We start from the raw sequence: 22,048 nt of genomic DNA, 5'->3' as shown, positions 1-22,048 counted from the left end.
CGGAGCGGGCGTCCCGCCGCAGACCGGCCGGGGCCCGCCCCCGGACGGGTTTCGCGGGTACTCGGGCCGGTCCCCCCTGTCAACGTCCGGCCCGGCCGGCTCCGCTCCTTTGCCGCGACCTCCTTCCGGGTTGCGCTCGGGCGCCGGATGAGGTGGAGGTCGTCCGGGGACACGGAGGTTCTACGGCATGGCGGCGGAGACGACGGGCGGGTTCGTAGACCGGGAGGAGGTCGCGCGGTTCGACGCCATGGCCGCCACGTGGTGGGACGAGGCCGGGCCGATGCGGGTGCTCCACCGCTTCAATCCCGTGCGCGTCGGCTACATCCGCGACGCCCTGTGCCGCCATCACGGCCGCGACCCGGAAGTGCCCTTCGCCCTCGACGGCCTGACGATCTGCGATGTCGGCTGCGGCGGCGGTGTCCTGTCCGAGCCGCTGGCCCGCCTCGGCGCCACAATGACGGGGCTCGACCCCGCCGAGCGCAACCTCGCCGTCGCCCGCGCCCATGCCGAAGCGTCGGGCGTGCCGGTCGATTACCGGGCTCAGACCATCGAGGAAATCGTCGCGGCCGGCGAGACGTTCGACGCCGTGCTCATCATGGAGGTGGTCGAGCACGTCTCCGACATGCCGGCCTTCGTGCGCAGTGCCTGCGCGGCGGTGAAGCCCGGTGGGCTGCTCTTCGCCGCCACCCTCAACCGCACGATGCGCTCCTTCGCCCTCGCCATCGTCGGGGCGGAATACGTCCTCGGCTGGCTGCCGAAGGGCACGCACGATTGGGAGAAGTTCGTGAAGCCGGACGAGTTTTCCGCCGCGATCCGCTCCGGGGGACTCGACGTCACCGACACGACCGGCGTCGTCTACAACCCGCTGGCCGACGGCTGGCGCCTGGGGCGCGACACGGCGGTGAACTACATGCTGAGCGCCGCCCGCCCGGCTTGAACCGCGGGACCCTTCCGCCGTTGACCGGCGACAGAAGGAGTGCCCGATGCTTGAGAAGATGCCCCGCGTGCTGGGCGAGGCCCTGTCCGGCCTGAAGGCCGGTCTCGACGGAACCACCTACCACTCGGAATTTCCCGGCGTGGTGGAGACCATCCGCGTGAGCAGCGGTGCCTTCGCCGACCGCGCTGCCCTGCCCCCGCGCTTCACCGCCGATGGCGAGGGCGTGTCGCCGCCGCTCTCCTGGGACGGCCTGCCCACGGGCACCATGTCCGTCGCGGTAATCGTGGAGGATGCCGGCAGCCCGACGCCGCGCCCTCTGGTTCACCTTCTCGCCTGGAATCTCGACCCCGCCGCGTCCCTCCCGGAGGGCGCCACCGGCCCGACATTCGGCAAGAACAGCTTCATGAAGACCGGCTGGCTGCCGCCGGACCCGCCCACCGGCCATGGCGACCACGCATACCTGTTCCAGGTCTACGCGCTGTCTCAGCGCCTCGACCTGGAGGAAGGCTCGGGCCGCGAGGCACTGATCGATACGATGCGGGATAATGTCCTCGCGAAGGGTGGCCTGATCGGCACCTACGCGCGGACCTGATCCTCAGGCGGCCGAGTCGATCCGGTAGTGGATCGGCTTGAAGCTGCCGTTGTTCGATTGCAGCGCCGAGCAGGCGGTGAGGCCGATCACGAGGTCGGCCTCAGCCACGAAGACGATCCGGTCCCCCGCCTTGCTGAGGGGCGGCTCCACGGTCAGGGCGCCTGTCGTGCCGTCCACCGGCACGTTCATGAAGCAGTTGAACGCCACCGGGATCCGGTCGGGCGCGATGCCGTAGGGCTCCAGGGCCGCCGCGAGATTGCCGAAGCAGCCGCGATGTGGGTTGGTGTCGCCGTAGATGATGCGGAACGTGTCCGCCGAGCACGGCGTCAGCAGGAAATCGTGCCGGCCCACCGTGTCCTCGACGATCCGCAGGAGCACGTTCGACCGGTTCGAATAGAGCGGATCGCCGGTCGTGAGATAGATCTTGCTCGCGTAATCGAGGGTGCGGCCGTTCGAGATCACTTCATCGAGATCGTGCCGGTTGAAGGCCACGAGGTCGGCGACCTGTTCGCCGTGCGGGTCGATCACCGTCAGCCGGTCGCCCTTGGCGAGCGTGAAGGCCACGCCCGAGCGCGGCGAAATTTCGTGGGTCACACCATGCCTCCCATCCCCGTGCCCGACATCTGGGTCACGTTCCGCTTCCGAGCAGGGGGAGATCGAAGGGGTGGACCGGTTCCCGTGCCTTGGCCAGCGCGGCCGGATCACGCTCTGTGCGCGGGGTGAAGGGGCAGCGCCATTCCGGCCCGACCTGCCGGCCGCTGTACTGGCGCGCCTCGGAGGATTCGCCGTGGCGGGAGAGCATCGGGTTGATGCTGCCGGCCAGGGCCTCGTCGCGCTGGAGGATCGAGGCGCGCAGCTTCTCGTAGCGGCCCTCGGCGCGCAGGCGCTCGAACTGCGAATGCAGGTTGAACACCATGACCGGCGAGGGGAAGCGCCGGGCCGGGCGGCTCGCGCCGGGATGCAGGCCGACCACGAAGAAGGCCTCGCCGCCGAAGCTCAGGGAGAAATGCGCATCGTCCGGGTCGGCATCGACGCTGCCGTCATAGGGCTGGCCGAGCCAGAAATCCTTGTCGGACAGCGATTGCGCCCGCTGCCACAGGCTCGTCTCGAAGGTCTCCTCGGAGATGCGGTCGGGGCCTTCGAACACCACGGCGAAGCTTTGGAACAGGGCCGGTGATTCCCGATAGCTGGCAATGAAAGACAACAGAGCGGGATAAATCCGCATGTCGTCCCAGCTGGACGTGATGTCGCGCGCCACGACGATCCGCATCTTCCCGCGCGACAGGGCCGATTTCGCGCCGACGCAGGGGAATGGAGGATCTTGGATGAACTCTCGAAAGGCCTGAGCCCGAGGATGCTCGCGGTCGTCGCGTGGAAATTGCATTGGTCGTCTGCTGCTCGATTACTCTGGAACGCCTACGCCTTGGGCAGGATCGGCCCGGCTTTTCGGCAACCTCATTCGGCAGGCGGCGTTCCTGGCTGCGACAGAAGGTTCTGTGGAGAGCTTTTCGACCGACCGCGATGGCGTAGCTCAACGGCATGGCTTGACGGCACGGCTTGGCCGATGCTCAGACCGCCGGAACGGACCACAGGGTCGCCGAGGGCGGCCGAGACGAGTCCCGGAGGGCCGCCGCTTGAAACGTTCCCGTCGCACCAAGATCGTCGCGACCCTCGGCCCCGCTTCCGACACGCCGGAGATGATTGAACGGCTGTTCCGGGCCGGCGCCGACGTGTTCCGGCTCAACATGAGCCACCTCTCGCGGGAGAAACTGCCCGAGAAGGTCGAGGTGATCCGGGCCATCGAGCGCGAGGCCAAGCGGCCGATCGGCATCCTCGTGGATCTCCAGGGACCGAAGCTGCGGCTCGGCGTCTTCGCCGAAGGCGCGGTGATCCTGGAGAAGGGCGCGACCTTCGTCCTCGACGGCGACCCCACGCCGGGCGACATCGGCCGCTGCCACCTGCCGCACCCGGAAATCCTCCAGGCATTGGAGCCGGGCCACGCGATCCTGCTCGATGACGGCAAGCTGCGCCTCTCCGTTCTGGAAACCACCGGCGACCGTGCGGTGACCCGCGTCGAGGTCGGTGGGCGCATCTCGAACAAGAAGGGCGTGTCCCTGCCGCACACGGTGCTGCCGGTGCCGGCCATGACCGAGAAGGACCGCTCGGACCTCGAAGCCGGGCTCAATGCCGGGGCCGACTGGATCGCCGTGTCCTTCGTGCAGCGGCCGGAGGACGTGGCCGAGGTGAAGAAGGTCTGCGCCGGACGCGCCCTGGTGATGGCCAAGATCGAGAAGCCGCAGGCGCTGGCGCGGCTCGACGAGATCATCGAGGTGTCGGACGGGCTGATGGTCGCCCGCGGCGACCTCGGCGTCGAGATGCCCCTCGAACAGGTGCCGGGGGTGCAGAAGCGCCTCACCCGGGGGGCGCGCCGCTCCGGCAAGCCGGTGGTCGTCGCGACGCAGATGCTGGAATCGATGATCACCGCGCCGGTCCCGACCCGCGCCGAGGTTTCGGACGTGGCGACCGCCGTCTACGAAGGCGCGGATGCGGTGATGCTCTCGGCCGAGAGCGCGGCGGGCGCCTTCCCCATCGAGGCGGTGACGACCATGAGCCGGATCGCCGAGCAGGTGGAGCGCGATGCGCTCTACTGGTCGATCATCCGCGCGCAGAAGGACACGCCCGACCACACCGCCGCCGACGCCATCGCGGCGGCCGCGCACCAGATGGTCGACGCCCTCGACCTCGACGCGATCATGGCCTGGACGAATTCCGGCTCGACGGTGCTGCGCCTCACCCGCGAGCGCCCGAACGCCTCGGTGATCGCCCTGACGCCCCGCCGGGAGACGGCGCGGCGGCTCGCCATCGCCTGGGGCGTCCACCCCATCGTGACGAAGGATGCGAGCGACGTGGACGACATGTCGTTCCGCGCCGCCAAGTTCGCCGTTCGTGAGAAGTTTGCGGCGGTGGGCGACCGGATCATCGTCGTCGCCGGCCTGCCCTTCGGCACGCCGGGCGCGACGAACCTCGTGCGCCTCACCTTCATCACGCGGGAACACGCCGAGAAGGCGTGAGATTGTTTACGCTCGACCAACCGCCGTCGTCATTGCGAGGCGGAGCCGAAGCAATCCAGAGCGCGACGTGTCCGGAAGAGTCGGCACCGGCTGAATTGCTTCGAAGACGCTCGCAAGGACGACGGAAAGCCCCAGGTTCACGGCAACGCGGCGGGCACCGCGCCTTGCCGGATCGTCGCTTCGAGGTCGGACACCGCGCCGGCCAGGGCTTCCGGTGCGGTGTAGTGGATCATGTGCCCCTGTCCGGTGAGCAGGACGAGACGCGCGCCCGGGATCGCGCGGGCGAGCGGCTTGGCCTGTAGATCCGGGCGCACGATCGGGTCGGCGGCGCCGGAGACGATCGTCGTCGGCAGGTGGAGGCTTCCGTAGCGCGGGCTCATGGCGGCGAGCGAGGATGGCAGCCCGACGAGATCCTGCACGTTGGCGCGCAGCGTGTCCGGCCGCAGGACGAGGGCGGCGCGGGAGGTTTCGATGTAGCCGGGCACCGGCTCTTCGGGCTTGAACACCCGGTTCCCCGCCTCGCGGAGATAGGCCTGGGCGATGGGCGGCCCCACCGTCCGGCTCAGCACCCAGAGGACCGGCGGCTTGAGGGCGAGGCGCCAGTACCACGGCAGGGTGATCGGCCCCGGCATCGGCATCCCGACCGGCGCCGCGAGGACGAGGCCTGCCACGCGCTCCGGGTGGTCGAGGGCCAGCGCCAGGGCCAGCGCCCCCGCCCAGGAATGGCCGAGGACGATGGCCGGGCCGACCCCCATCGCCGCAAGGGCCTCGGCGATCAGCGTCGCCTGGGCCTGCGGCGCGGCGTCGGCGCCGCCATGGGGGCGGTCGCTCCAGCCGAAGCCGGGCCGGTCGAAGGCGATGACGCGGAACCCCCGCGCGGCCAGCAGATACCCGACGCCGCCCATCGGGTCGGCGGCATTGGCCGAGGCCCCGTGCAGCAGCACGACAGGCTTGCCGTCGGCGGGGCCGGCCTGGATCGTCGCGAGCCGCCCGCCGGGCACGTCCACGAACGGCCCGGCCGGCGGGTAGAGGGAGCCGACCCGCAGCGAGATGATCAGGCTCGCCACCGCCCCGAGGGCGAGGACGAGCCCCGCCACCGCGAAGGGCAGCGCCAGGAGGACGAGCACGAGACCGAAGGCGCGCGCCATCACAGGCAGGCCGGGCACAGGCAAGCCGGGGCGCCGGTGCGGGCAATCACAGGTCGCGGCCGTCCACGTCGGGGGCGAGGCGGTCCACCGCGTCCTGCACCTTCTCCATCTTCGGATAGAGCGCCAGCGCCCGGCGGAAGGCGGCGAGCGCGCGGCCCTTGTCGTCCATCGATTCGTAGATCTTGCCCATGGCCGACCACGCCTCGAAATGGCGCGGCTCCAGAACCAGGGCCCGCTGCAGGTCCGCGAGGGCTTCGCTCTTGTCGGAGAGCAGCCAGAACACCGTCGCCCGGCGGTTCCAGCCCTCGGACCAGGTCGGGTCGAGGGCGGTCGCCCGGTCCATCAGTTCGGCGGCCAGCGCGAAATCGCGGCCGGTCATGGCCTGCCGTGCCCGGTCGGTGAGGAGATCGACGGTGGCGCTGCCGGAGCGATCGAGCCGCTGCTCGATCAGGCGGGCGACGCCCTTGGCCTCGGCCGGATCGTCGGCGGCCTTCAGCCGGGCGAACAGATCGTCGAGGCTCGGCGGCTTCGGGACGGGCTTGGCCGCCGGCTTCTCCGGCGCGGACCGGGCGCCGGGCCGTCCCATGCCGTCGGACGGGGCCGCCACGGCCGCGCCCGCCAGGGGCAGGATGGCCAGAAGGAGCAGAAAGGGGTTCGCGCGCGCCATGGTTGTAAGCTGCGGCGGACGGGCGCTCCCGTCAACGCGCCGTCGTGCCGCGTGGGCCGACGCGCAAAAGCCGCGCCCTCGCGGACGCGGCTTCGCAAACCAACGGACCAGCGCGCCCGACCGAAGCCGGGCGGCGGGCTTCAGCCCTGGCGGGCCTTGAAGCGCTTCTGGGTCTTGTTGATGATGTAGACGCGGCCCTTGCGGCGCACGAGCTGGTTGTCGCGGTGGCGGTCGAGCAGGGACTTGAGGGAGTTGCGGATCTTCATGGGTCTCTCGGCCCGCGAGGGGCCGTCCAGGAACGGGGTTCGTCGAAAACGTCCGGCCGGTTTCGGAGCGCGCGGAACGCGCCCGGCGATGACGGCTCAAACATCGCGGGATCGGCGTCGCCATATCAGGATTCGTCCCCCGGAGGCAACCCTCAAGGCTTGTCCAATGGCTTGGGCGCCGACCGATCCGGCTCGGTGAGCTGGATCGTCCAATTCTTCTGCTCGCCGGTATCGATCTCGAAGAAGCCGTTCCGGTCGAAGCCGCGCGCAAGGCAATCCTCGATCCCGCGGATCGTGAATTCCGCGTCGCGGGTGCACATCAGCGAGCGCCCGCCCCATTCGCCGCCGCGCGTGTAGTCCACGGCGAAGACGTAATAGAACCGGGCCGCCAGGGAGCCGGAGAGCAGCGTCTCGCAACCCTTCGGCTTCAAATCCCACCAGCCCTCCGTCACCCAGCCCTGCGTGTCGCGGTAGCCGAGCGACACCCCGACCTTGCTCTCGGTCTGGTTGCAAAGGCGAAGGTCGGCCCGCGCCGGGCCGGCGAGGAGGACCAGGGTCGCCAGCAGCCCGGTTCGTCCCAACCACGCCCTCATCCTGAGGTGCCGTCGCTCGCGCGACGGCCTCGAAGGAGTGTTCCAGAATGGGCGGCGACTCCTGGAGCCCTCCTTCGAGGCCGCTTCGCGGCACCTCAGGATGAGGGGGAGCCAGGGAGCAAGGAGGCCGGTCAAGGCGCCGAGGGACCGGCCAGACGGGTGCTCAGCCGACGAGGATGATGCGGCAGTCGTTGACATTCGTGCAGGTGGGGCCGGGATTCACCAGATCGCCGAGGGCAGCGAAGAACGCGGTGGAGTCGTTCTGGTCGAGCATCGCGGCCGGATCGAGGCCGGCGGCGCGGGCGCGTGCGAGAGTCGTCGGGTCGATGAGGCCGCCGGCCGGGTCGGTGGCGAGGCCGCGCCCGCCATCGGTGCCGTCCGTGTCGGCGCTGATCCCGCTGATGCCGGGGGTGCCATCCAGCGCGATGGCGAGGGCCAGCGCGTATTCCTGGTTCGGGCCGCCATGGCCCTCGCCCCGGATCGTCACCGTCAATTCGCCGCCGGAGATGAGCGCGACGCGCCGGCCGGCTTGCTTGTAGCGCTTGGCCTCCACCGCGTGCTCGGCGGCGACCGCGCGGGCCTCGCCTTCGAGGTCGGAGCCCAGCATCACCGGCTCGTAGCCGGCCTCCCGCGCCGCCGCCGCCGCCGCGTCGAGGGCGTCCTGCGGGCGGGCGATGATCTTGTACGTGCTGTTGGCGAAGAGCGGGTCGCCGGGCTTCGGCGATTCGTTCGCCGGATCGTTCAGCAGCCGCTTGGCCGCCTCGGGGAGCGGAATGTTCCGGCGCTCGCAGATTTCCCGGGCATCGGCCAGGGTCGAGGGGTCGGGCACGGTCGGGCCGGAGGCGATCACGGCGGGATCGTCGAAGGGCACGTCGGAGATCGCGAGCGTCAGGACCGAGCGGGCGTTGCGCGCCGCGCGGGCGAGGCGGCCGCCCTTGACCCGCGAGATGTGCTTGCGCACCGTGTTGAACTCGCCGATCGGCGCGCCGGAGCGCAGGATCGCGCGGGTGATGCCCTGCTTCTCGGTGAGGGTGAGGTCGCCGGCCGGGGCGATCCAGTTGGCCGAGCCGCCGCCGGAGAGCAGCACCAGCACCTCGTCGTCCGGCCCCGCCGCCGCCGCGAGGCGCAGCACCTCCTCCGTGGCGTCGATGCCCGCCTGATCGGGGACCGGGTGGCCCGCCTCGACCATGCGGATGCCGGGCGCCTCCTGGCCGTAGCCGTGGCGCGCCACGGCGAGGCCGACGATGCGATCATCGCCCAGGCCGTGCTCCTGCCGGTAGAACCGGCTCGCCACGGCGCTCATGCTGCCGGCGGCCTTGCCGGCGGCGAGGATGATCAGCCGGCCGGGGCTCGGCGGCGGCAGATGCGCCGGCAGGCAGAGATCCGGATGGGCCGCGCGGATCGCAGCGGTGAGGAAGGCATCCAGATGGGCGCGCTGGGTCTGGACGTCGGTGGCGGGGGTCTCTGAAGCGGGGGTCTCGGACATGGCGTGCAACGGGCTCCCTCGGCGCCGTGGCCCGGGGGGCGGCGCGCGTTTCTTGATTGCCGGGGGCCTCCCGCCGACGGGAGCGCCCGACCAGGCCGTGCGATCCCCGCCCCTCTCGAGACGGCGGGCCCGTTCCTTGCCGTGAGCGCACGATCCTTGATAGGTGCTGTGCCCGAGCCGCCGCGCGACGGCAAGCGGGCCGCCCGCGCTATCCGCCACGCTCTTCGCCCTTCCCGACCCGGCCAGCGAGTTTTGCGTGATCCGCCCGCAGCCTGACGCGCCCTCCCATCCCTGCGAGATCATCGAGGGCGACCCCGCCTGCGGGCTGGTCCTCGCCTGCGACCACGCCTCGAATTTCGTGCCGCCCGACATCCATCTCGGCGTCGCGCCGGAGGAGTTCTCCCGGCACATCGCCTACGATATCGGCGCCGCCGCCGTGACGCGGGCGCTCGCCAGGGCGCTGAACGCGCCGGCCGTGCTCACGAACTTCTCGCGCCTGATCATCGATCCGAATCGCGGGCGGGCCGACCCCACCCTGGTGATGCGCCTCTCGGACGGCGCCGTGGTGCCAGGCAACGCCCGGATCGACGAGGCCGGCAAGGCGGCGCGCATCGCCCGCTTCTACGATCCGTTCGATGCCGGCATCGCCGCCGCGCTGGCGGCCAGCGAGGGCGCGGGGCGTGTGCCGTCGCTCGTGACGATCCACAGCTTCACGCCCTATTGGCGCGGCGTGCCCCGGCCCTGGCACGTCGGCATCCTCTACGACCGCGACGACCGCCTCGCGCGACCGCTCATCGACGCCCTGAAGGCCGATCCGGCGGGCCTCACCGTGGGCGACAACGATCCCTATGGCGGCGGCCTGCCCGGCGACACGATCGACCGCCACGCCACATTGCGTGGCCTGCCCAACGCCCTGGTGGAGATCCGCCAGGACCTCATCGCGGGCGAGGACGGGCAGCGCGAATGGGCGGACAGGTTCGCCCGCATCCTCGCGCCGCTCATCGCCGCCTGACCCGTCACGGAAGGACCCATCCCATGGCTGAGATCGACCAAGCGACCCAGACCGAACTCGAGGCTGCGGTGTTCCGGCGGCTCGTCTCGCACCTGCGCAACCGCACGGACGTGCAGAACATCGACCTGATGAACCTCGCCGGCTTCTGCCGGAACTGCCTGTCGAACTGGCTCAAGGACGCCGCCGACGAGAAGGGCATCGCCATGACGAAGGACGAGAGCCGCGAGGCGGTCTACGGCATGCCCTACGAGACGTGGAAGGCGCAGCACCAGACGGAGGCGAGCCCGGCGCAGCAAGCGGCCTTCGGCAACCGCGAGGGCGGCCACTGAACGGGGACTCCCGCAATAAGAATCGGGTAAGCTTGACGGCTTAACCAGCGGGTCCAAGGCGCCCGTTCGGCGCAGAAGCGGAGATCTCCATGAACGCGCATTCGATGCCCCGAGCGGGCGCGCCGGCCTCCGGCGACGTCTCCTCCGCCGAGGGCGTGGCCGCCGACGAACTCAAGCAGTTCATCGAGCGCCTGGAACGCCTCGAGGAGGAGAAGGCCGGCATCATGGGCGACATCAAGGAGGTGTTCGCCGAACTGAAGGGCCGCGGCTTCGACGCGAAGGCCATCCGCACCATCCTGCGCATCCGCAAACAGGATCACAGCGAGCGCCAGGAGCAGGAAGCCATCCTGGAGTTGTACCTGCAGGCGCTAGGTATGGCGTAGCCAAAATACCAGGAACCCCGGGGGACGTGACGTCTTCCGGGATCTTTCCTGTATCCATTACGCAGAAACCTCTGCCAGACCTTGACGCTTCGGTGACGTTGCCTTCAAAGGTGCGTTACCGCACGACAGTTGCCACGGTGAAGGGCAAGCCGCGCGGTTACCGGACCGCGACGACGAAGCCCGAAGTGGCTGGCGGCGCGGCCGGTCGTACGACTCAAAGATTCGTAGAGCCGTAACGCCGCCCCGGCATGGGAGAGGAAACGATGATCGTGACCAAACGCGCCCTCGTGGGTGCGCTGCTCTGCGCGACCGCCCTCGGCGTCGCCCCCTTCCACGCCGCCTTCGCCGCCGACGCGATCAAGATCGGCCTGACCGGACCCTACACGGGCGGCTCGTCGTCCATGGGCGTGTCGATGCGTGACGGCGCCAAGCTCGCCGCCGCCGAGATCAACAAGAACGGTGGTGTGCTGGGCAAGCAGATCCAGCTCGTCGAGCGTGACGACGAGGCCAAGAACGAGGTCGGCGCGCAGGTCGCGCAGGAGCTCATCAACAAGGAAAAGGTCGTCGCCACCGTCGGCTTCATCAACACCGGCGTGGCGCTGGCCGCCCAGCGCTTCTACCAGGAAGCCGAGATCCCGGTGTTCAACAACGTCGCCACCGGCACGATCATTACCGAGCAGTTCAAGGCGCCGGATTACGACAACAACTACGTCTTCCGGAACTCCGCCTACGACGTGCTCCAGGCCGGCATGATGGTGGACGAGGCCCTGCGCCAGAACTTCAAGAAGATCGCGGTGCTGGCCGACTCGACCAATTACGGCCAGCTCGGCCGCGAGGACATCGAGAAGCAGCTCGCCGCCAAGAAGATGAAGGCGGTCGCCGTCGAGAAGTTCAACATCAAGGACGTCGACATGACGGCCCAGCTTCTCAAGGCCAAGGAAGCCGGCGCCGAGGTGATCCTCGCCTACGGCATCGGGCCGGAGCTGGCGCAGATCACCAACGGCATGGCCAAGCTCGGCTGGAAGGTGCCGATGATCGCCTCGTGGCCGGCCTCGATGCAGAGCTTCATCGATATCGCCGGCACCAACGGCAACGGCGTGGTGATGCCGCAGACCTTCATCGAGGATAAGTCCGTGCCGAAGCGCGCCGCCTTCCTCGACGATTACTACAAGACCTACGGCGTGACGAAGATCCCGACCCCGGTGGCGGGTGCCCAGGGGTATGACTCGATCTATCTGATCGCCGCCGCGATCAAGCAGGCCGGCTCCACCGACGGGCCGAAGATCCGTGAAGCCCTGGAAAACCTTAACACCAAGGTCGAGGGCGTGGTGACGACCTACGATCACCCCTTCACCGCCAAGGACCACAACGCGATTTCGCGGAACATGGTCGTGTTCGGCAAGGTGCAGGACGGCAAGATCGTCTACGCGAACCCGGACGATGCCAAGAACGCGAGCACCGTCCGCGTGAAGGAAAAGTCCTCGAACTGATCGTTCGAGGTTGCGCGCTCCGGGTGAAAGCCCGGGGCGCATGACGCCGCACCGTCATCCCGGGGCCGCGCAGCGGAGCCCGGGATCCAGACCCGCCGACGCGGCAGGCTTTGCGCAAGTCGGCGGGTCTGGATTCCGGGCTCGCCTTCGGCGCCCCGGAATGACGAACGGGGTTGCGAACCCCACACCGCTCCCACGACCGACCTCCGCGACAGACTGGACCCCAGGCCGGCCATGACCATCTTCCTGCAACTCGTGTCCTCGGGCGTTGCGGTCGGCATGATCTATGCCGCCATCGCCTTCGGCTATCAGCTGACCTTCGCCACGTCGAAGACGCTGAATTTCGGCCAGGGCGAAGCGCTGGCCGTCGGCGCCCTGTTCGGCCTGACGCTGGTGCCCTTCACCGGCTACTGGCTGATGATCCCCCTCGTCCTCGTCTTCGGCTTCGGCCTCGGCGCCGTGGTCGAGCGGCTGGCGGTGCGGCCGGCCATCGCGATCAAGTCCGAGTACGGGTGGATCATGGCCACCATCGCGCTGGGCATCATCTTCAAGAACCTCGCCGAGAACATCTGGGGCCGGGACGACCTGCCCTTCCCCTCCCCGCTGCCGGACGTGCCCTACGAGATCGCGGGCGTGCGCATCCTGCCGATGGAGATGCTGATCGTCGCCGGGGCGCTGCTGATGATGCTCGCCGTCGAAATCTTCAACCGCAAGTCGATCTGGGGGAAGGCGGTCGTCGCCACCTCGAACGACATCGACGCCGCCGGGCTGATGGGCATCAATACCAAGCGGGTCATCACCCTCTCCTACTCGATCAGCGCCATGACCGCCGCCTTCGCGGGCGTGCTGGTGGCGCCCGTCACCCTCACGGGCGCGACGATGGGCTCGGTGCTGGCGCTGAAGGCCTTCGCCGTGGCGATCATCGGCGGCCTCGAATCCGGGCTCGGCGTCATCGTCGGCGGCCTCATCCTCGGCGTCGCCGAGACGCTGACCGGCTTCTACATCTCGACCGGCTACAAGGATGTGCCGGGCCTGATCCTCCTCCTCGTCGTGCTGTCGATCCGCCCGGTCGGGCTGTTCGGCAAGGCCGTCATCAAGAAGGTCTGACCGCCATGGCGAACAGCGCCCTCGCGCCGGCGGCAGAGCCCGCCGCCACCCCTTCCATGAGCCGTGGCATCGGCTGGGTCGGCGGGCTCCTGCTCGTCGCCTTCCTTGCCGGCTTCCCGCACGTCGTCACGAGCACCTACTACGTGCACCTGATGATCGTGATCGCGATCTACGCCATCCTGATCCTCGGCCTCGACATCGTCGTCGGCTATACGGGCCAGGTCTCCCTCGGCCATGCCGGCCTGTTCGGCATCGGCGCCTATGCGGCGGCGGCGCTGTTCTTCCACTTCAAGATCGGCATCTGGCTCGGCCTCGTGGCTGGGATCGGGCTGACGGCGGCCTTCGGCGCCATCCTGGCGGTGCCGGCGTTGCGGGTGAGCGGCCCCTACCTCGCCATGGTGACGCTGGCCTTCGGCACGATCATCCAGATCTTCATCAACGAGCTGACGCCGATCACCAATGGCCCGCTCGGCATCACCCTGCCCCCGGTGCGCGTCCTCGACTTCTCGCTGATCGGGATGCAGGCCCCCTGGGGCTCCGCCGGCCGCAAGCTCGAGTTCTATTACCTCGTCTGCGCCTGCCTGCTCGCCACCATCGTGCTGGTGAACCGCGTGGTGCGCTCGCCCTTCGGCCGCGCCTTCGAGGCGCTGCGCGACTCCCCCATCGCCTGTGATTGCATGGGCGTCTCGGTCTACCGCTACAAGGTCTATGCCTTCGTGGTCTCGGCGGGTCTCGCCGGGCTCGCGGGTGCCTTGTTCTCGTGGTCCGAGCGCTACGTCTCGCCGAATACCTACAGTTTCGAACTGACGGTGCTGTTCCTGCTCGCCGTCACCATGGGCGGGCGCAAATCGCGCTCCGGGCCGCTGATCGGCTCGGTGATCATCGTGATGATGCCGAACATCCTGGCGGATATCAGCCTCGTGCGGATCATGGCCGGCATCATCGCGGTCGCCGCCGTGATCGTCGGTGCGCAGGCCTTCCTGCGCAAGCGTGAGAACCGCTTCGCGATCCTCATCCCCGTCGCGCTCTGCATCCTGTTCTTCCCGGCCACGATGGCCATGGAATCCGTGACCGACTTCCGCCTGACGGTGTTCGGCCTGCTGATCCTGTTCGTGGTCTATTACCTGCCGGACGGGATCGTCGGCTTCCTGCGCCAGATGATCCCGGCGCTGCGCCCGGCTCATACCGGCGAGGGGCGCAGCGTCGCCGCCGAGGGCTCGGCCCTCATCGCCCAGCGCGGCGATGCCGGGGCGGACGTGCTCCTCAAGGTCGATCAGGCGCTGATGCAGTTCGGCGGCCTGAAGGCGCTCGCCGGCGTCGACCTGACGGTGAAGCCCGGCACGATCCACGGGCTCATCGGCCCGAACGGCTCGGGCAAGAGCACGATGATGAACGTGCTCACCGGCATCTACAAACCCACGGCCGGCTCGGTGACGCTCGCCGTGGCGGGCGGCCAGCGCATCGACGGGCGCACGCCCTCCGAGATCGCCCTCTCGGGTGTGGCGCGGACCTTCCAAAACGTGCAGCTCTTTCGCGAGATGACCGCGCTGGAGAACGTGCTGGTCGGCCTCCACCACACCTTCAAGGGCACGCTGTTCGACGCGATCCTCGGCACGCCCCGGCGTCGCCGGGAGGAGCGCGAGGCGCGCGCCCGCGCCATGGCGATCCTCGACTTCATGGGGCTGCATGCCCTGGCGCAGACGGAGGCGCGCAACCTCCCCTACGGCAAGCAGCGCCTTCTCGAGATCGGCCGCGCCTTGGCGCTCGATCCGGTGCTGCTGCTGCTGGACGAGCCGGCGGCGGGCCTGACGGCGCCGGACATCGCCGACCTCGTGGCGATCATCCGCAAGATCCGGGATGCGGGCATCACCGTCATCCTGATCGAGCACCACATGGACGTGGTCATGGGTCTCTGCGACCGGGTGAGCGTCCTCGATTTCGGCCACAAGATCGCCGAGGGCGGCGCCCGCGAGGTGCAGGCGGACCCAAAGGTGATCGAAGCCTATCTCGGCGCCCCCGGCGAAATGGGCGGCACCGCTGCGGAGACCGCCCATGCTTGAGGTCCAGGGTCTCCACGCCGGCTACGGCCTGGTCGAGGTGCTGCACGGCCTGACCTTTCAGGTGCCGAAGGGCCAGGTGGTCACGCTGATCGGCTCCAACGGGGCCGGCAAGACGACGACGATGCGAGCGCTCTCGGGCATGATCCGCCCGCGCTCGGGCACGATCTGCCTGAACGGCAAGGACATCGCCGGCCTCGAAAGCCACGATGTCGCCCGTGAGGGGCTGGCCCATTCGCCGGAGGGGCGCCGGGTGTTCCCGACGCTCTCCGTCGAGGACAACCTGACGCTCGGCGCCTTCCCGCGCCTGACCGGCTCCCGGCCGAAGGGCGACATCGCCGCCGACCGCGACCGCGCCTTCGCCCTGTTCCCACGCCTGAAGGAGCGCCGCACCCAGCTCGCGGGCACCCTCTCGGGCGGCGAGCAGCAGATGCTGGCCATGGGCCGGGCGCTGATGCTGAAGCCGGAAATCCTCCTCCTCGACGAGCCCTCGATGGGCCTCGCCCCCAAGCTTGTGGAGGAGGTTTTTCGTATCATCCGCCAGCTGAAGGAAGAGAAGGTGACGATGCTCCTCGTGGAGCAGTTCGCCATGGCGGCGCTGGGCGTGGCGGATCATGCCTACGTGCTGGAGAACGGCCGCATCCGCTTCCAGGGCCCGGCGGCTCAGCTGAAGAACGATCCGGCGGTGCGCGCGGCTTATCTCGGCGGGCATTAGCGCGCCGCCCTGCACCCCACGCCGTCATTGCGAGCGCAGCGAAGCAATCCAGGGACGCGCTACGTTCTGAAACGCCCCGCTACCCTGGATTGCTTCGCCTAGCTCGCAATGACGGGGGACGCTCAGGTGAAGGTGCCCCGGTTCACGAGCGCGGCGAGATCGCGGGCACCGTGCAGCACACGTACGACCGTGAGCGCGACCTCGTCATGGGTGTAATAGATCGCGTACCGACCCTCGAACGTCACGCGCAGCCCCATGGCCAGGGCCGCGCGAGCCGGTCCCGAATCCGGAAATTGGCAGGCCGACCGACACGCGCCGTCGATACGGCCGATCAGCCGGTTGGCCACGTCCTCCGATGCTTCGGATGCGAGGTAGCTCCAGATCGAAGCGAGATCGGCTTCCGCCGCCTCGGTCAGACGGAGGACGAGCGGTCGGCTAATAGCTTCTTCCCCCGCGCAACGATGCGATCGGGGTCGAAGTCCCTGACACGCCCTGCAGCCACATCGGCGAGGCCCCGGTCGATATCGGCCTTGAGCGCCGCCAACTCGTCCAATTGGAGGGCGCGCTTGGTCTTCCAATCCCGCAGGGCGGCCCGCATGACTTCGCTCGTCGAGGCGTAATCGCCGGCCTCGACCGCGTTCCTGATGCTGACTGCCATCTCGGTCGGCACAGTGACCGTCAGACGCTCAAGGTCCGGCATGATCCGCCTCCCAAAAGGACTCATACGTTATCATACTTCGTATGACGCGGCCATGCGGGACAACGGTCAAGCGATCTCCCCTCCCCCGCCAGGGAGAAGGGAGAGTTGAGTGCCTACGCCGCCGACTTCGCCTTGATGAGCTTGCGGTTCACCAGCACCTCGGCGATCTGCACCGCGTTGAGAGCGGCGCCCTTGCGCAGGTTGTCCGAGACGCACCAGAAGTTCAGGCCGTTCTCGATCGTCGCGTCCTCGCGGATGCGGGAGATGTAGGTGGCGTCCTCGCCCGCCGCCTCGTGCGGGGTGATGTAGCCGCCGTTCTCGCGCTTATCGATCACCAGGATGCCCGGCGCTGCGCGCAGGATCTCGGTCGCCCGCTCGGCCGACAGGGGCCGCTCGAATTCGACGTTCACCGCCTCGGCATGGCCGATGAAGACCGGCACGCGCACGGCGGTGGCCGTGAGCTTGATCTTCGGGTCGAGCATCTTCTTGGTCTCGGCGACCATCTTCCACTCTTCCTTCGTGTACCCGTCCTCCATGAAGACATCGATGTGCGGGATCACGTTGAAGGCGATGCGCTTGGTGAACTTGCCGCCCTGCTTGATCTCGCCGGCAGTGAAGACGGCGCGGGTCTGCTGGAACAGCTCGTCCATCGCCTCCTTGCCGGCGCCGGAGACCGACTGATAGGTCGAGACCACGACGCGCTTGATCGTCGCCGCGTCGTGCAGCGGCTTCAGGGCGACGACGAGCTGGGCCGTCGAGCAGTTCGGGTTGGCGATGATGTTGCGCTTGGTGAAGCCGGCGACGGCGTCGGCGTTCACCTCGGGCACGATCAGCGGCACGTCCGCGTCGTAGCGGAAGGCCGACGAGTTATCGATCACGACGCAGCCTTGGCTGCCGATGCGCGGCGACCACTCCTTGGAGGCCTCGCCGCCGGCCGACATCAGGCAGATGTCCGTGTCGGAGAAATCGTAGGAGTCGGGGGTTTTGACCTTCAGGGTCTTGTCGCCGAAGGAGACCTCCTGGCCCTGGCTGCGGCGCGAGGCCAGCGCCACGACCTCGTCGGCGGGGAAAGCCCGCTCGGCCAGGATATCGAGCATCTCGCGGCCCACGTTGCCCGTGGCGCCGACGACGGCGACCTTGTAACCCATCTCTCGTCTCCGCGCGTTCAGGACCCCGAACGATCCGGGGGGTTGCGCCTCTCCTCGGGTTCATGCCGGCGGCGGGATCGTTCGCGCCGGTCCGTCTCGCCCCAAATGAGCGCGGCCGCGGATCCGGTCCCCAGCGGGGCCGGCATCGACGGCCAGGGCGCCAGCAAGGCACAGGAAGCCGGGGGCCTGTCAAGGCCGCATTGCCGCGCCGCAGCAACGGCAAGGGTGGATTCACCCTGTCCCGCGAAAGGCCCGTGCCGGAAACCCTTCGGTTGTTTCGCCCCGTGCAGGTTGGCCCCGGCCGCAGGGCCGGAGGATACGGGGACGACATGCGGATCGGAGCCATCGACGACGCCGACGACGAGCGGTCCGAGCGCGGGTTCTCCGCGATCGGCCTGCCCGTCCGCGTCGCGGCGGCGGCCCTGATCGTGGCGCTCATCGTCCTCGCGGTGAGGATGCCTGCCGCCCCGGTGCCCGTGCCGGTGCTCAACCGGACGAGCGAGGTGCCTGCCATCGTCGGCACGGCACCGCTGCGCCTGAACGAGCCCGGCATCGATCCCGTGCGCGTCGAACCCGGCCGCATCGACCCGAAGACCGGCCTGCGCGAGGACGTGCTCGGGCGCGGCAACTTCGCCGCCATCGAGGCGCCCGTGCTGCGGCTCGCCGTGACGCGGGGCATCGGCGCCGAGCGCGCGCCGGGCCTCTTCGTCCTCGTGGCCCGGCGGGCGGCGCTCGCCGCGCGGGGGGAATTGCCCTTGTCGGTCTCGCGGGTCGTGCCGCGCGGCGTCGTCGCGACCCGCTTCGGACCGGCGGAGATCGCGGAGGCGACCCTCTCCGGTCCCACCACCCGCACCTGCACCGGTTTCGTCCTGGCCCAGGCAGGGTTGCGGATCGACGGGTTCCTGTGCGCTCCGCTCGGCGGTGCGGCCGAGCCGAATGCCGTGGCCTGCACCCTCGATGCCCTGGATTTTGACGATCAATCCGACCCAAGCGCGAGCGCGCTGTTCCGGCAGGCGAAGGCGCGCAGCGCCTGCGAATCTTCCGGCGTGATGGCCGCCGACCCGGCCGGACGCACGGGCTCCATCGAGCGGCGGCGGTCGTCCACCAAAAATTGAGGCGCTAATGTGGCAAATCGCACAAGCGCGGCCGTTCGAGCGGAACCATGGCAGGTGTCAGACGTCTTCTCCACAAGGGCGGCGAACTGTTAAGCTTCGGCCGCCACAATGATGGCACTCTCATCCGAAGGACGGCCATGCGCTCCCTCAAGATCGCCCTCCTGGGCGCCCTCACCGTCGCCGGCCTTTCCGCCGTGTCCGCCGCGCCGGCTCAGGCGCAGGACGGCTTCGCCCGCGGCCCGTTCTACAGCGTCAGCCGCCCGCTCCCGATCCGCGTCCGTCCGCGGTCGTGGCTCGATGCTGGCAATGTCCCGCTGACCTCCGGCGTTCCCGGCGCCGGCGGCTCGCGCAACCCGGCCCTGAACCCCTACCTGATCGCGGCCTCGAACGCCCTGACCCCGCCCTACGGCCCGAGCGACCGTTACGGCGCCGGCATCCTGCCCGATCCGATCACCAACGGCCCGTTCATCGGTGCCCGGTCGAGCGCGGTGCGCAACGTCGACCTCTCCTTCGTGGACCGGCTCGACCCGACCTCGCCGCTCTACGGCCGCCCGTACTAAGGTTCGGCGGTTTCCCAACGCAGGGCGCGGATCCGAGAGGGTCCGCGCCCTTTTTCGTTGTCCGCCAGCGTCATCGCGGGTGCAGCGAAGCGACCCAGGGCAGCGGAACGCTTCAGGATGTGGCGGCTCCCTGGACGGCGTCGCTTCGCTCGCCATGACGGTGAGGAGCATCCCGCCCATCGGTGACGCCGCCGACGAGGTTCAGACCGAGCAGGAATTCCGCCGGGAAATCCGTGCGCAGCAGCGGCTCGCGCGGCACCTCGCCGCGAAGGGCCTCCGCCTCGGCCCGGCGGGCGGCGACGGCCTCCGCAACGGAGACCTGTGAGAACGCGATGCGCGTGCCCCCCTGCGCCTGCGCCAGCCGCCCGAGATCCGGCCCGATCACCGTGGCGATCTTCGGATAGCCGCCGGTCGATTGCCTGTCGGCCATCAGGATGATCGGCAGGCCGTTGCCCGGCACCTGGATCGCCCCCATCGCCACCCCGTCCGAGACGATGTCGTGGCCCTTCGCGTGGGTGAGCGGCGTGCCGTCGAGGAAGCAGGCCATCCGGTCGCCGCGCGGCGAGACCGTCCAGGGGCCGGCGAGGAAGGCGGCGACCTGATCCTCCGCGAAATAATCGTCCTGCGGCCCGAGCACGACGCGGATCCGCGACGGGTCACGGTCGAGCCAGGGGGTGAGCAGCCGCTGCGGCGCCCCGTCGCCTGAGCGGCCTTCCGACACGCCGAGGCGATCCCCGGCCCGCAGCCCGCGCCCGTCCAGTCCGCCGAGGCCGGAGCGGGTGTGGGTGGCCGTCGCACCGAGGACCGGCGCCACGTCGAGCCGGCCCACCACGGCGAGGTAGCCCCAGGCGCCGGTGCTTCCCGCCCGCACGGCGAGAATCTGGCCGGGTTCGAGGGTCAGCGCGCAGGCCGGCGGCAGAGCCTCGCCGTCGAGGGTGGCGCGGAAGCCGCCCGAGACCAGGGCGAGGCCGAGCGGCCCTTCCGGCGCGGTGACGGTGAGGCCGCCGGTCGAGACCTCGATCGCCGTCGCGTCGAGGGGGTTGCCCACCGCCCGGTTGGCGGTGGCGAACATCAGCGGGTCCATCGGCCCGGCGGCGGTGATGCCGAAGCGGAGGTAGCCCTTCCGGCCGCCGTCCTGAAGGGTCACGCCGGGCCCGGCGGCCTCGATCGCCAGCACGCTCACGAAACCCCCTCCTCCCGCCGGGCGACCCGCTCGCCCGCCGCCTCGCGCTCCGCGAGCCGGGCGAAGGTCGCCGCGTCGATGGGTTCGAACCGCATGGAATCGCCGGGGCTCACGAAGAAGCTCTCCTCCCGCTCCGGCGCGTAGAGGCGCGAGGGCGTCGCGCCGAGGACGTACCAGCCGGTCGGCATCGGCACGGTGGCGACCGCCGCGAGGCCACCGCCGATCATCACCGCGTTCGCCGGATGCGGCGGGCGCGGGCTGGGGCGACGCGGCACCGCCAGGGCCTCGGGCAGGCCGCCGCAATAGGCGAAGCCCGGCGCGAAGCCGTACATGTAGACCCGGAAGGTCGCCCCCGCATGGAGCGCGGCGACCTGCTCCGGCGACTGGCCGATCTGCTCCGCAACCGCCGCGAGGTCTTCCCCGTGGGGCGCCTCGTAGCAGCAGGGCAGGACCCAGCGGGTCGGGGCCGTGGCCCGCTGGGGCGCGCCGCCCGCGAGCGCCAGGACGCGGCCCGCCAGGGTGTCCCGGTCGAGGACCAGCGGGTCGTAATGGATCATCAGCGAGCGGTAGGTCGGCACGGTCTCGGCGATGCCCTCCGGCCTGTCGGCCAGGAGCGCGTCGTCGAGGGCGAGCACGCGATCGCTGATCGCGGGATCGACGCTCGTGCCGAACTCGACCACCAGGGCCGCCTCGCCCGCGTCGAGGATGCGGGGCGCGGCGCTCACGACTTGAACGGCGCGAGGGTGACGCCCGCGCCTTCCAGCTTCGCCCGCACCGCGCGGGCGGTGCCGACCGCGTGGGCCGAATCGCCGTGGACGCAGATCGAGCGGATCGGTGTCGGCAGGTGCTTCCCCGAAGCGGTGAGGATCGCGCCCTCCCGCACCATGGAGAGAACGCGGCTGGCCGCCTCTTCCTGGTCGGTGATGAGGGCGCCGGGAAGGCTGCGCGAAATGAGCTGCCCGTCCTCGGTGTAGCCGCGATCCGCGAAGATCTCCTGATGCACGTCGAGGCCGGCCGCCTCGCCGGCCGGGACCTGCGCGGTGAGCGCGATGGCCAGCAGCGCGAGGTTGCGGTCCACCGCCCGCAACGCCCCCGCGATGGCATCGGCCACGGCGCGGTCTTCGGCGGCGAGGTTGGCGAGCGCCCCGTGGGCCTTCACGTAGGTGATGCGGTGGCCGGCATAGGCGGCGAGGGCAGCGGCGGCGCCGACCTGATAGGCCACCAGCCGCTCGATCTCGGCCGGGGTGAAGGGCATCCGCCGCCGGCCGAAGCCCCAGAGGTCGGGGAAGCCCGGATGGGCGCCCACCGCCACGCCCTTCTCCTTGGCGAGCCGGAAGGTGCTCGCCATGATCTCGGGATCGCCGGCATGGAGGCCGCAGGCGACGTTGGCCGAGGTGACCACGGCGAGCATCGCCGCGTCGTCGCCGCAGGCATAGGCCCCGTAGCCCTCGCCGAGATCCGCGTTGAGATCGACGCTCGCCATTGTCGT

At 69.8% G+C, this 22,048-nt stretch carries 25 protein-coding genes; 12 read left to right on the top strand and 13 right to left on the bottom strand.

The window, feature by feature from the left end; genetic code table 11:
- The first annotated feature begins 187 nt into the window (after positions 1–187).
- Positions 188–937, top strand: coding sequence for a bifunctional 2-polyprenyl-6-hydroxyphenol methylase/3-demethylubiquinol 3-O-methyltransferase UbiG (gene ubiG, locus ACS5Q7_RS00575; protein WP_478337494.1), 750 nt, complete (start codon positions 188–190; stop codon positions 935–937).
- A 46-nt stretch (positions 938–983) separates the two neighbouring features.
- Positions 984–1,529, top strand: coding sequence for a YbhB/YbcL family Raf kinase inhibitor-like protein (locus tag ACS5Q7_RS00570; protein WP_478337493.1), 546 nt, complete (start codon positions 984–986; stop codon positions 1,527–1,529).
- A 3-nt stretch (positions 1,530–1,532) separates the two neighbouring features.
- Here ACS5Q7_RS00570 and ACS5Q7_RS00565 read toward each other — a convergent pair whose 3' ends face one another.
- Positions 1,533–2,123, bottom strand: coding sequence for a DUF1989 domain-containing protein (locus ACS5Q7_RS00565; protein WP_478337492.1), 591 nt, complete (start codon positions 2,121–2,123; stop codon positions 1,533–1,535).
- Between the two features lie 34 nt (positions 2,124–2,157).
- On the bottom strand, positions 2,158–2,913 hold the full coding sequence (gntA, locus tag ACS5Q7_RS00560; protein ID WP_478337491.1) for a guanitoxin biosynthesis heme-dependent pre-guanitoxin N-hydroxylase GntA: 756 nt from the start codon (positions 2,911–2,913) through the stop codon (positions 2,158–2,160).
- Positions 2,914–3,163: 250 nt separating this feature from the next.
- Here gntA and pyk point away from each other — a divergent pair, with 250 nt between their 5' ends.
- Positions 3,164–4,600, top strand: coding sequence for a pyruvate kinase (pyk, locus tag ACS5Q7_RS00555; protein ID WP_478337490.1), 1,437 nt, complete (start codon positions 3,164–3,166; stop codon positions 4,598–4,600).
- A gap of 137 nt (positions 4,601–4,737) precedes the next feature.
- On the opposite strand, the gene ACS5Q7_RS00550 is transcribed toward pyk, so the two are convergent.
- The 5 genes from ACS5Q7_RS00550 to ACS5Q7_RS00530 all read right to left on the bottom strand — a co-directional run bounded on the left by ACS5Q7_RS00550 (position 4,738) and on the right by ACS5Q7_RS00530 (position 8,760).
- Entirely contained in the window at positions 4,738–5,748 is a 1,011-nt protein-coding gene (locus ACS5Q7_RS00550) for an alpha/beta fold hydrolase (RefSeq protein ID WP_478337489.1), read from the bottom strand.
- A gap of 46 nt (positions 5,749–5,794) precedes the next feature.
- On the bottom strand, positions 5,795–6,415 hold the full coding sequence (locus ACS5Q7_RS00545; RefSeq protein WP_478337488.1) for a tetratricopeptide repeat protein: 621 nt from the start codon (positions 6,413–6,415) through the stop codon (positions 5,795–5,797).
- 140 nt (positions 6,416–6,555) lie between these two features.
- Positions 6,556–6,681 (bottom strand): type B 50S ribosomal protein L36, encoded by a 126-nt coding sequence (gene ykgO / locus ACS5Q7_RS00540; protein ID WP_478337487.1) that lies wholly within the window; start codon positions 6,679–6,681, stop codon positions 6,556–6,558.
- 152 nt (positions 6,682–6,833) lie between these two features.
- The gene (locus tag ACS5Q7_RS00535) at positions 6,834–7,274 is read right to left on the bottom strand and encodes a DUF1036 domain-containing protein (protein WP_478337486.1); all 441 of its coding nucleotides are present in this window, start codon (positions 7,272–7,274) and stop codon (positions 6,834–6,836) included.
- Positions 7,275–7,437: 163 nt separating this feature from the next.
- Entirely contained in the window at positions 7,438–8,760 is a 1,323-nt protein-coding gene (locus ACS5Q7_RS00530; protein WP_478337485.1) for a glycerate kinase type-2 family protein, read from the bottom strand.
- 256 nt (positions 8,761–9,016) lie between these two features.
- On the opposite strand from ACS5Q7_RS00530, the gene ACS5Q7_RS00525 reads away from it, so the two are divergent.
- From ACS5Q7_RS00525 to ACS5Q7_RS00495, 7 genes are all read left to right on the top strand, one after another.
- A complete protein-coding gene (locus ACS5Q7_RS00525; RefSeq protein ID WP_478337484.1) occupies positions 9,017–9,772 on the top strand; it encodes an N-formylglutamate amidohydrolase in 756 nt (251 codons plus the stop codon).
- 23 nt (positions 9,773–9,795) lie between these two features.
- Positions 9,796–10,101: a DUF1244 domain-containing protein gene (locus ACS5Q7_RS00520; protein ID WP_478337483.1), complete on the top strand. Its 306-nt coding sequence runs from the start codon at positions 9,796–9,798 to the stop codon at positions 10,099–10,101.
- Positions 10,102–10,205: 104 nt separating this feature from the next.
- Positions 10,206–10,484, top strand: coding sequence for a DUF2312 domain-containing protein (locus tag ACS5Q7_RS00515; RefSeq protein ID WP_478337997.1), 279 nt, complete (start codon positions 10,206–10,208; stop codon positions 10,482–10,484).
- A gap of 263 nt (positions 10,485–10,747) precedes the next feature.
- Positions 10,748–11,974 carry an ABC transporter substrate-binding protein gene (locus ACS5Q7_RS00510; RefSeq protein WP_478337482.1) on the top strand — a complete coding sequence of 409 codons (1,227 nt, stop codon included), beginning with the start codon at positions 10,748–10,750 and terminating at the stop codon, positions 11,972–11,974.
- Positions 11,975–12,208: 234 nt separating this feature from the next.
- The gene (locus ACS5Q7_RS00505; RefSeq protein WP_478337481.1) at positions 12,209–13,081 is read left to right on the top strand and encodes a branched-chain amino acid ABC transporter permease; all 873 of its coding nucleotides are present in this window, start codon (positions 12,209–12,211) and stop codon (positions 13,079–13,081) included.
- A 5-nt stretch (positions 13,082–13,086) separates the two neighbouring features.
- Positions 13,087–15,141, top strand: a complete 2,055-nt coding sequence (locus ACS5Q7_RS00500) for a branched-chain amino acid ABC transporter ATP-binding protein/permease (RefSeq protein ID WP_478337480.1) — start codon at positions 13,087–13,089, stop codon at positions 15,139–15,141.
- Positions 15,134–15,853: an ABC transporter ATP-binding protein gene (locus ACS5Q7_RS00495; protein WP_478337479.1), complete on the top strand. Its 720-nt coding sequence runs from the start codon at positions 15,134–15,136 to the stop codon at positions 15,851–15,853. The genes ACS5Q7_RS00500 and ACS5Q7_RS00495 overlap by 8 nt, the downstream gene beginning before the upstream one ends.
- A gap of 122 nt (positions 15,854–15,975) precedes the next feature.
- On the opposite strand, the gene ACS5Q7_RS00490 is transcribed toward ACS5Q7_RS00495, so the two are convergent.
- The 3 genes from ACS5Q7_RS00490 to ACS5Q7_RS00480 all read right to left on the bottom strand — a co-directional run bounded on the left by ACS5Q7_RS00490 (position 15,976) and on the right by ACS5Q7_RS00480 (position 17,701).
- Positions 15,976–16,236 (bottom strand): type II toxin-antitoxin system RelE/ParE family toxin, encoded by a 261-nt coding sequence (locus tag ACS5Q7_RS00490; RefSeq protein ID WP_478337996.1) that lies wholly within the window; start codon positions 16,234–16,236, stop codon positions 15,976–15,978.
- A gap of 29 nt (positions 16,237–16,265) precedes the next feature.
- On the bottom strand, positions 16,266–16,553 hold the full coding sequence (locus ACS5Q7_RS00485; protein ID WP_478337478.1) for a ribbon-helix-helix domain-containing protein: 288 nt from the start codon (positions 16,551–16,553) through the stop codon (positions 16,266–16,268).
- A gap of 113 nt (positions 16,554–16,666) precedes the next feature.
- Positions 16,667–17,701, bottom strand: coding sequence for an aspartate-semialdehyde dehydrogenase (locus tag ACS5Q7_RS00480; RefSeq protein ID WP_478337477.1), 1,035 nt, complete (start codon positions 17,699–17,701; stop codon positions 16,667–16,669).
- 329 nt (positions 17,702–18,030) lie between these two features.
- Here ACS5Q7_RS00480 and ACS5Q7_RS00475 point away from each other — a divergent pair, with 329 nt between their 5' ends.
- A complete protein-coding gene (locus ACS5Q7_RS00475; protein WP_478337476.1) occupies positions 18,031–18,816 on the top strand; it encodes a hypothetical protein in 786 nt (261 codons plus the stop codon).
- A gap of 137 nt (positions 18,817–18,953) precedes the next feature.
- Positions 18,954–19,376: a hypothetical protein gene (locus ACS5Q7_RS00470; protein ID WP_478337475.1), complete on the top strand. Its 423-nt coding sequence runs from the start codon at positions 18,954–18,956 to the stop codon at positions 19,374–19,376.
- Positions 19,377–19,488: 112 nt separating this feature from the next.
- On the opposite strand, the gene ACS5Q7_RS00465 is transcribed toward ACS5Q7_RS00470, so the two are convergent.
- The 3 genes from ACS5Q7_RS00465 to ACS5Q7_RS00455 are packed head-to-tail and all read right to left on the bottom strand — an operon-like array spanning position 19,489 to position 22,042.
- The gene (locus ACS5Q7_RS00465) at positions 19,489–20,559 is read right to left on the bottom strand and encodes a 5-oxoprolinase subunit C family protein (protein ID WP_478337474.1); all 1,071 of its coding nucleotides are present in this window, start codon (positions 20,557–20,559) and stop codon (positions 19,489–19,491) included.
- On the bottom strand, positions 20,556–21,284 hold the full coding sequence (locus ACS5Q7_RS00460; RefSeq protein ID WP_478337473.1) for a 5-oxoprolinase subunit B family protein: 729 nt from the start codon (positions 21,282–21,284) through the stop codon (positions 20,556–20,558). The genes ACS5Q7_RS00465 and ACS5Q7_RS00460 overlap by 4 nt, the downstream gene beginning before the upstream one ends.
- Positions 21,281–22,042, bottom strand: a complete 762-nt coding sequence (locus ACS5Q7_RS00455) for a LamB/YcsF family protein (RefSeq protein WP_478337472.1) — start codon at positions 22,040–22,042, stop codon at positions 21,281–21,283. The genes ACS5Q7_RS00460 and ACS5Q7_RS00455 overlap by 4 nt, the downstream gene beginning before the upstream one ends.
- Positions 22,043–22,048: the final 6 nt, after the last annotated feature.

This window comes from Methylobacterium sp. Gmos3 (genome assembly GCF_056430985.1).
Note: the sequence above shows the minus strand (reverse complement) of the source record. Positions and strands in the feature narration are given on the sequence as shown.